At 74.8% G+C, this 8555-nt stretch carries 10 protein-coding genes; all 10 read right to left on the reverse strand.

Annotated features, from left to right (window positions below):
- Positions 1–246 (reverse strand): hypothetical protein (locus VKG64_03175; protein HKB24032.1); only part of this gene is annotated, 246 nt, incomplete at its 3' end.
- Between the two features lie 85 nt (positions 247–331).
- Positions 332–1852, reverse strand: coding sequence for a 5'-nucleotidase C-terminal domain-containing protein (locus VKG64_03180; GenBank protein HKB24033.1), 1521 nt, complete (start codon positions 1850–1852; stop codon positions 332–334).
- 8 nt (positions 1853–1860) lie between these two features.
- Complete coding sequence (locus VKG64_03185; GenBank protein HKB24034.1) at positions 1861–3144, reverse strand: hypothetical protein; 1284 nt, start codon at positions 3142–3144, stop codon at positions 1861–1863.
- Between the two features lie 10 nt (positions 3145–3154).
- Positions 3155–4111, reverse strand: coding sequence for an alpha/beta fold hydrolase (locus VKG64_03190; GenBank protein ID HKB24035.1), 957 nt, complete (start codon positions 4109–4111; stop codon positions 3155–3157).
- Between the two features lie 44 nt (positions 4112–4155).
- Positions 4156–4383 (reverse strand): hypothetical protein, encoded by a 228-nt coding sequence (locus VKG64_03195; protein HKB24036.1) that lies wholly within the window; start codon positions 4381–4383, stop codon positions 4156–4158.
- A 21-nt stretch (positions 4384–4404) separates the two neighbouring features.
- A complete protein-coding gene (locus tag VKG64_03200) occupies positions 4405–4686 on the reverse strand; it encodes a hypothetical protein (protein HKB24037.1) in 282 nt (93 codons plus the stop codon).
- Positions 4683–5720, reverse strand: a complete 1038-nt coding sequence (locus tag VKG64_03205) for a hypothetical protein (GenBank protein ID HKB24038.1) — start codon at positions 5718–5720, stop codon at positions 4683–4685. Before VKG64_03205 ends, VKG64_03200 begins: the two co-directional genes overlap by 4 nt.
- Before the next feature lie 93 nt (positions 5721–5813).
- The gene (locus tag VKG64_03210) at positions 5814–7064 is read right to left on the reverse strand and encodes a hypothetical protein (protein ID HKB24039.1); all 1251 of its coding nucleotides are present in this window, start codon (positions 7062–7064) and stop codon (positions 5814–5816) included.
- A 60-nt stretch (positions 7065–7124) separates the two neighbouring features.
- Positions 7125–7409 carry a hypothetical protein gene (locus VKG64_03215; protein ID HKB24040.1) on the reverse strand — a complete coding sequence of 95 codons (285 nt, stop codon included), beginning with the start codon at positions 7407–7409 and terminating at the stop codon, positions 7125–7127.
- Positions 7406–8555, reverse strand: a 1150-nt coding sequence (locus VKG64_03220; GenBank protein HKB24041.1) for an MFS transporter, incomplete at its 5' end; no start/stop codon positions are given. The genes VKG64_03215 and VKG64_03220, both read right to left, overlap by 4 nt.

Here is an 8555-nt window from a genome sequence, read left to right on the forward strand (position 1 = left end):
CTGGACGAAGCTCCGGAAGGCGCGCGCGTCCACCTCGGGGGAGACTTCGACGAGCGCCCGGATCGCGTAGAGGACCTCGAGGTCGCTGGCGAGCCCCTTCTCGACGGCCGCGGCGAGGCCCCGGGCGCGCCGCTCGAACTCGGCCTCGAGGCGCGCCCGCTCCCACCCCCGCACGAGCGCGAAGCCGGCGAGCGCGATCCCGACCCCGACCGCGATGAGCAGCGCGAGTGGAGCGTAACGGGCCACCCGCCCCCCGCCGCCGAGAGCCATCACCCCGTGACCTCGACTGACCATAGGCGAAGTCCGGACGCGCGGTCAATCGCCGGCGGCCTCACCGGGGCGCGGCGCTCCGCTGGATGCGCCCGTCGACCTCCGGCGCGATCGTGCCGCGGCTCGCGATCGCGTCGAGGACGAGGTTGGCGAGCGGCGGGCCGCTCTCCTCGCCGACGAGCGTCCGCGCCGCGGCGAACTCGGCGAAGCCGTCGCCGCCGCGGTAGAGGTAGTCGAGCACGGCCACCGTGTAGGCCCGGTCGTCGGCGAGGGCCTGGCCGCCGACCTCGGCGGCCGTGATGCGCGAGCCCGCGGGGCGCAGCGCGTCCCACACGAGGCGCACGCCGGAGACCTGGAGGAAGCCACCGCCCTGGCGGTCCACCTGGGCGAGGCCGTGCTCAAGCGCCGCGCGGAGCGCGCGCCCCGGCATCTCGAGCTTCACGACCACGTTGGCGAATGGGAAGAGCCCGGCGACGTCGCGGCCCGTGACGGGACCCGCGGGCACCGTGTGGTTGCCCCGGATCGCGCCGCCGTTAACGAGCGCGACGTCGCTCGCGAGCCGCTCGCGCATGAGGTCCGTGACGAAGTCGCCGAGGTTGGTCTCGCCGGTGCGGAGCTTCGCGCCGTGCGCCTCGAGCGGGACCGCCGTGCGGCCGACGACGACGTCGAGCTCGCGGTCGAGCCGCGCCGCGTAACTCCGCACGAGCGCCTCGACCGCGGGGTCGGGCGCGACGCGGGCGCTCACCTCGCGGAACTCCGCCGCCCGCTCGACGAGGGCGCCGTCGCGCGCGAGCCGGAGATCCACGCGGACGAGGTAGCGGCCGTCCGAGCCCGCCTTGGTGATGAGGGCGCGTCCCTCCTCGGCGATCAGCGGCTCGTGCTCGTGGCCGCCCAGGATGAGGTCCACGTCGCCCGCCGCGGCGAGCGCCCGGTCCTGCGGCATCGCTTGGTGGGTGACGGCGACGACCAGCCGGGCGCCGCGCGCCCGCAGGCCGGCCGCCATCGCCCGGGCGACCGCGCGCGGCTCACCGAAGACGACGTCCGGTCCCGGGCTCGACAGCGTCGCGCTCTCCGGCATCGTCAGACCGAGGAAGCCGATGGGGATGCCCTCGAACGTCAGCAGCAGATCGGGCCACGCCCCGCCGAAGAAGCGGCCGGTGCGCCGGTCCACGACGTTCGAGGCGAGCCAGACGAACTTCGACTCGCCCATGCGCTCGGCGAGGACGCGCGGGCCGAAATCGAACTCGTGGTTGCCGAACACCGCGAGGTCCAGGCCGATCGCGTTGAGCGCGGCGACCATCTGCTCGCCCTTCAAGAAGGCCGACATGACCGACGGCGAGAGCGCGTCGCCCGCGAGGACCAAGAGGGTGTTCGGGTTCTCGCGGCGCGCCGCGCTCACGAGCGTGGCGAGCCGCGCCATCCCGCCCCGCCGGCCGCCATCCACGGGCTCGAGGGCGTAGATGTCGTTGATCTGCAGGAGCGTGACGTGGACGAGGCCGCCGTCGCGGCCCCGGGCGGTGGCGCACGCGGCCAGGAGGGCCGCGGCGAGGAGGAGCGCCGCCCGGCGGGCGGGACGGGCCATCGGGCGGATCAGTTGAGCCCGGCGGCGCGCGCCTTCCAGTAGTGGTCGGGACGGCGGTGCAGGCGCAGCTCCAGATACCGCCGCGCCCGGTCGCCGTCCCCGGCCCGGAGGCACGCCTCGAGGAGCGTGTCGTGGAAGACGTCGCGCTGCGCGCGGCTGCCGCCGAGTCCGACGACGCGCGGGACCACGGGCTCGAGGCGGTCCGCCGCGTCCCGGTAGTCGCGACGCGCGAACGCGTGGATCCCCTCGACGAGCGGCACCAGGACTCCACCGGTGAGACCCGAGCGGTCCCGCGCGCTCCGCTCGCGCAGCATCCGGAGCTGCGTCTCCGCCGTCGCCCAGTCGCCGCCGGCCGCGAGGGCCATCGCGAGGTGGGCCGCGTGGAAGAGCAAGCCCTGGCGGTCGAGGCGCGCGCCCGCGATCGCCGTGAACGGCGCCCAGCGCGCCGTTACGTCCGTGCCGCAGAGCTCGAGCCGCCAGAGCAGCGAGATCGAGTCGTGGAGGTCGCCCGGGATGGACGAGGGCTCGCGCTCGAACACCGCGCGGGTCAGCCCGGACGCGCGGGCGTAGTCGCCGCGCCCGAGGTACATCAGGGCGAGGTGCCAGAGCAGGTGGTTCCTGAACCAGTTCAGGTTCGTGCACGGGTGGATGGCGGGCGGGAGCCGCGTGATCCCCGTGTCGAACGCCGCCATCTCGTAGATCGCGTGGGCGAGCGCGTGGATGGCCCAGGCGTCGAGCGGGTTCCGGACGATCGCGGCCTGCGCCACGCGCACCGCCTCGTCGCAGCGGCCCGCCTGCTCGAGGGCGAACGCGTGCATGCCGGGCATGAACGAGGTCCCCGGGTAGTGGCGCGCAAGCCCGGTCGAGAGGTCGAGCATCTCGGGGAACCGGCCCTGCCAGAACCAGACGAAGTAGAGGCGCTGGAAGACGACGAGGTCGCGCGGGTGGTCGCCGAGGTGCTCGCGCATCGCGGCCTCGGCGTCGTGCGTCCTGCCCTCCACGAGGAGGGCCAGCGCCTCGACGTGGCGGCGCTCACGCGCGCTCTGGACGCCCGCCGCGGCGCGCGCCGTCGCGGCCGCGTCCTGCGCCTCGGCGAAGCGCTCCTCGAGGAAGAGGCAGACCGCCTCGCCCGCGTGCGCGACCGCGAGGGCCGGATCGGCGGCGCGCGCGGCGCGGAAGAGCTCGAGCGCGCGCGCGTCCCAGCCGAGCAGCGCCTCGACCGCGCGGTCGTAGGTCGCGAGCGCGTCCCGCGAGGACGCCGTCACGGGCAGCCCGTAGGCGTCACGCCACACGCCGGGCAATCTAGCAGATGCCCGGCGGCTCGGCGAGCACTCCGGCGAGGAACTCGACGGCGCGCCGCTCGGCCCACGAGCCGACGCGCCACGGCCAGCGGCCCTCGATGAACCCGGCGTGGCCGCCGCGGCGCGGGAACTCGGCGCGCACGCAGGCCGGGAGCGACCCCGGGTCAGGCAGCGCCTCGGGCGGGACGATGGGGTCGTCGAGGGCGTTCAGGAGGAGCGTCGGGCGCCGGATCCCGCCGAGGTACGGGCCGCTCGACGCGCGCACCCAGTAGTCGCGCTCGTCGGCGAAGCCGTGGAGGCGCGCGGTGACGGCGCGGTCGTACTCCGCGAACGTGGTCGCCCGCAGCGCGAGCGGGAGGTCCACGAGCGCGGCGAACTCGGGCGAGCGGCGCGCCTTCCCGCGGACCTTCGCGCGCATCGAGGCGAGGAAGTTCGCCGTGTAGACGCGCCGCCGGAGCCCCCGGTCGAGCACGCGCGCGCACGGCCCGAGGTCGTACGGGACGGAGATCGCGACGGCGCCGGCGAGGCCGCGGGGCGCGCCCGCGCCGCGCTCGCCGAGCCACTTCAGGAGAACGTTGCCGCCGAGCGAGATGCCGACCGCCAGAAGGCGCGTCGCGGGCTCGCGGGCCAGCACGAGTGCCAACACGTCCTCGAGGTCGTCGGTGTGGCCCGAGTGGTAGAACTGCGGCCGCCGGTTCAGCTCGCCGCTGCAGGAGCGGAAGTTCAGGGTGACCGCGCGCCAGCGCCGCGCCTGCGCCAGCCTCATGAGGCTCAGGGCGTAGTGCGAGCGCGAGGAGCCCTCGAGCCCGTGTAGGACGAGCAGCAGCGGCGCGCCGGGCCGGCCGTCGCCGTCGGCCCAGTCGAGGTCCACGAAGTCGCCGTCGCGCGTGGTCACGCGCTCCCGCCGCACGCGGAGACGCCCGCGTGGGCGGAAGAGCGGACCCCAGACGGTCTGCACGTGCGCGTTCCGGCACCACCACGGGGGCCGGAACGCGGCCGCAGCTACTCCTGCCCCTGCAGCAGGAGCTTCACGACCTCCGGCGCGATCTCGCGCGCCCGCTGATCCAGCTGCGCCTCCGTGAGATTCGCGATCGGGTGCGGCATCGCGAGGAACCTGTACGTCGGCACGCCCCATTGCTCCGCCATCGCCCTTCCCGTCACCTCGAAGACGTCCGTCACGATCGAGGCCGAGGGCACGCTCGCCTTCTCCAGCAGGATTCCGTCGAGCACACTGCCCGACGAGCAGGAGCCTCAGTCGCCGACGCCCGCGACGACGACGTCGCAGGTCTTCCGCACCTCCTGGATGATCTCGTCGTGCGCGGGGACGGACGAGTTGTGCTTGCGGAAGAGCTTCCACTCGGCGACCCCGTACTCGCGCTTCAGGATGTCGCCGATCCGCACCAGGAGCTTGTCGGAGTTGAACTTGGTGTTCTCGATCAGGGCGACGCGCTTGCCCTCGAGCGAGCGCGGCCGGTCCACGTAGGCGATGGGACTGGCCTTGGTCTCGACCTTCGGATCGAGTAGCTCGATCATCGCTTGACCTCCTTGGTCACCGCCTGAGAGTTCCTGGCGCTGCCCCAGCCGGGGATGTAGGCCGAGAACGCGCCGGCGCGGCCGCCCGCGGCGACGACGAAGATGTCGTCGGGCGACGCGACGAGCGGGCGCAGCTTCGTCTCGTCGCCGGGCTGGATCGGCCCCGCCATGCGCTGCGTGCGCCTGAGGTGCGCGTGGGAGTTCTGCGTGTTGTCCCAGACGAACTGGCGGATGCGCTTCTTGTCCCAACCGTCGCCGGCGATCGTCCGCATGTGCTCGCCGGCGAGGACGAGCACGTAGGTCGCCTGGCCCATCACGGTGCCCGAGATCCTCATGTCGTCGGCGAGCGTGGTCAGCACGCCCTCGGCGGTGTTGGAGAGCTGGTTGTAGAACTGGTGGGGCGCGTCCGCCGCGATCACCGTGACCGTGGACTGCTCGGCGCGGAAGCCGCGCTCCACGTGGAGCGGCGTCCACGGGCTGTCCGCCTCGTTCTCGGCGATCACGTACGAGAGCTTGCCGGGGTGGCCGAGCGTGCCGCGATCGAGCGTGCCCGGGACCGAGCCGCAGACGTTGCGCATCACCAGGCGCACCGCGCGCCCGATCGTCGCGTTGGCGCGCCAGCCGGGACCGAAGAGGTTGTCACCGGCGTGGACGTCGAGCTCGCGCGCGATCGGGCCGTTGACGATCATCAGCACCGCCGCGCCCCCCGTGGACGTGCCCGGCCCGTGGTAGCTCCAGCGCGGATCGGCGATGCCCTCGACCGCCGCGACGACGACCGGCATGTACTCGGGCTTGCAGCCCGCCATCACCGCGTTGATCGCGACCTTCTCGGCCGTGATGGACACGGCCCGGTGCGCGACGAAGCCGACCTGCTGCTTCGGGTCGAGCCGCGCCGCCTCGAGCATCGCGGCAACGCGATCGGCGGTCGGCGGGACGACGGGCAGGCCGTCGGTCCACCCCTGCTGGAAGCAGAACTCGATGGCGTCGGCGGCGTCCTGGACCTTGTAGCGCGTCGACGTGAGCGTGCTAGCCATCCGCCCCTCCGTTCCTGCGGCTCGCCCTGCAACTGCGCGCCACGCTATCACCACCCCGCGGGCGGGGCAAGCGATGGCCGCCGGCGACCCGCCTCAGGCGTCGATCCGCGCGGTCACCGAGCGCGTCGCGCCGAACGTCGGCACGATCGCCGAGTGCTTGCCCGGCCCGCCCGCGACGATCACCATGATGTCGTCCGGGCTCGCGCAGAGCGCCACCTCGTCCGCGAGCAGCCGGCCCTTGAAGCGCGCGGGGTCGGTCACGGCGAAGCGCTCGAGGTTCTCCGGGCTGAAGCGGTCGAGCCTCACGCGCGCGCGCTCCCAGATCGCCCGCCGCAGGTCGGCCTTCGACCAGCCCGACCCGGCGAACGTCTGCGCGTGCTCGGGGCCGAGGATGACGAGCGGCTCGCCGCCGATGTAGATGTTGTTGCTGCCCGTGGTCGCCGCCGTGCCGACGAGCGCCCGGATGAGCGAGTCGCCCGTGGTCGAGCCGTGATCGTTGACGTTGTGGGGCGCCTCCGAGCCGCAGACCGTGACGCAGCTCTCATGGGCGCCGAAGCCCCGCTCGACGTGGAGCGGCGGCCACGGCGACGCGGCCTCGTTCTCGGCGAGGCAGTAGGAGAACTTCCCGGCGTGGCCGAGCGTCGCGCGGTCCTCGCGCCCGGGCCGCGCGCCGCCGACATTTTGAAGGATCAGGCGGACGGCGCGGCCGATCACGGCGTTCGCCCGGTGCCCCTGGCCGAGCGCGTTCGCGCCGCCCGAGATGCCGAGGCGTCCCGCGATCGGGCCGTTGACGATCACGAGCGGCGTGCAGGGGTGGGTCGTCGTCTGGATCGCGTTCAGGTTGAAGCGCGGCTCGGCGACGGCGCGCACGGCGGCGACGATCACGGCCATGTGCTCCGGCAGCGCCCCCGCCAGGGCCGCGTTCACCGCGATCGCCTCGAGCGTCGCGAGCCCGCGACGGGGCGCGAGCGTCGCGACCGCCTCGCCGCGGCGAGCCGCGAGGCCGCCGAGGAGGCGCGCGACGCGCTCCTCGGTCGGCGGCAGCACCGGCAGCCCGTCCGACCAGCCCTCGGCGACGGCGAAGTCCTGGAAGGCGTCGATCTCGGCGGGCGCGGCGACGGCCGCCGCGGCGGCCTGCGCGGGCGCCGCCGCCGGCGGCGCCGGGTCACGCGTCAGCGCCGCGATCACCCGGTCGACGATCGCCTCGGCTTTCGCCCGCGCGAGCTTCGGGTCGATGCCGCCGAGCGGATGCGGGACCGTCGCGAGCTGGAGGTGCGGCATCCCGAGCGAGCGAGCCGCCGCGTCGCCGAGCGAGACGAAGGCGTCGGTCCCGAGGATGGCCACGGGGACGCCCTTCGCCTCGAGCTCGGCCGCGTCGTGGAAACTCCACGACGTGCAGGACCCTCAGTCGGCCGATCCCGTCAGGACGACGTCCGCGGCGCCGGCGACTTCGTCGATGACCGTCGCGGGGTTCGAGGCGCCGGGCTTCCGCCACACGGCGGCCGGGCGCGCGCCCGCGCGCTCGGCGAGGAGCTCGGCGACGCGCGCGAGCAGCACGTCGGCATTGGGCTTCGAGTTGTCGAGGATCCCCACGCGCAGGCCGGCGAGGCTCGGCCGCCTCCGCGCGAGCGGCTTGACCTCCACGGCGGCGGACCCGAGCGGGACGAGGACCCGGATCGGATTCATCATCGCCGGCGAGTATAGCGTGCGAGGAGCTCCGCCGCGAGCGCCACGGCGAGGACCGTCGCCGCCAGGCGGAGCGCCTCGGCGAACGCCGGCTCGAAACCCGCGGCCGCACGGCGGGCGGCGAACGCCCCGGCGAGCACGAGGACGCCCGCGACGACACCGAGCGTGCGCGCGAGGAAGGAGAGTCCGCCGGCCGCGCCCTGCTGGCCGGCCGGAAACGCGGCCATCACGCCCGCCTGGTTCGGCACCTGGAAGGCGCCGAGACCGAAGCCCGCCGCGAACAGGGCGAGCGCGACGAGACCGAGCGGCGTCGCCGCGCCTGCTGTGGCCAGGCCGAGCAGGCCCGCGGTCTCGAGCGCGAGCCCGGCCAGCATCGGGACCGCCGGCCCGAGCGCGTCGGTGAGCCGCCCGGCGAAGGCCGCCCCGAGCGCGGTCCCGAGCGGCGTGAGGGTGAAGAGCGCGCCGACGAGCGAAGCCCGGAGCCCGCGCACCGTCACCAGGTAGAACGGCGCGAGGAGCCAGATCGCGAAGATGGCGGCGTTGGCGACGAACGCGAGCGCGCACGCCCGGAGCACCGGCGCGCGCACGACGTCGCGTCCGGCGACCATGGGCTGCGCCGCCGCCACGCGCGGCGCGCGCAGGCCGGCGAGCGCCCACGCGAGCGCCGCGAGCATGAGCGGCACGCGGACGTGGAAGACCGCCCGCCAGCCGAAGGCCTCGACGAGCACGCCCGCGGGGAGCGGGCCCAGCGCGAAGCCGAGGCCGATCGCGGCCGCGAGGAATCCGAGGCGCCGCCCGCGCGCGGCCTCGAGCGCGCCTGCGGTCACGAGCGCCGGGGTCGTCCCGTAGACGAGCCCCGCGCCGACGCCCTGCACGGCGCGTCCCGCCAGGACCCAGCCGAAGGTCGGCGCGGCGCCGACGAGGAGGAAGCCGGCGACGCTCAGCGCCATGCCCGCCTTCAGCACGGAGGCGTGGCCGAGACGGTCGGCCGCCGCGCCGCCGACGAAGGACATGACGGCGTAGGTGAAGACGTAGCAGACGATGATCCAGCGCACGCGCTCGGGCGGCGTGCCGAACGCCGCGGCGATCGCGGGGAAGGCGATGTTGACCATCGAGTCGAGCGAGACGACGAACGCGCCGGCCGCCGCG

The organism is Candidatus Methylomirabilota bacterium (genome assembly GCA_035260325.1).
In the GTDB taxonomy this organism is placed as follows: Bacteria; Methylomirabilota; Methylomirabilia; order Rokubacteriales; family CSP1-6; genus AR19.

Excerpts from the sequence above, each read along its gene's own strand:
- VKG64_03205 (HKB24038.1), bottom strand. The coding sequence starts at position 5,720 with ATGGCTAGCACGCTCACGTCGACGCGCTACAAGGTCCAGGACGCCGCC.
- VKG64_03215 (HKB24040.1), bottom strand. The coding sequence starts at position 7,409 with ATGATGAATCCGATCCGGGTCCTCGTCCCGCTCGGGTCCGCCGCCGTG.
- VKG64_03200 (HKB24037.1), bottom strand. The coding sequence starts at position 4,686 with ATGATCGAGCTACTCGATCCGAAGGTCGAGACCAAGGCCAGTCCCATC.
- VKG64_03180 (HKB24033.1), bottom strand. The coding sequence starts at position 1,852 with ATGGCCCGTCCCGCCCGCCGGGCGGCGCTCCTCCTCGCCGCGGCCCTC.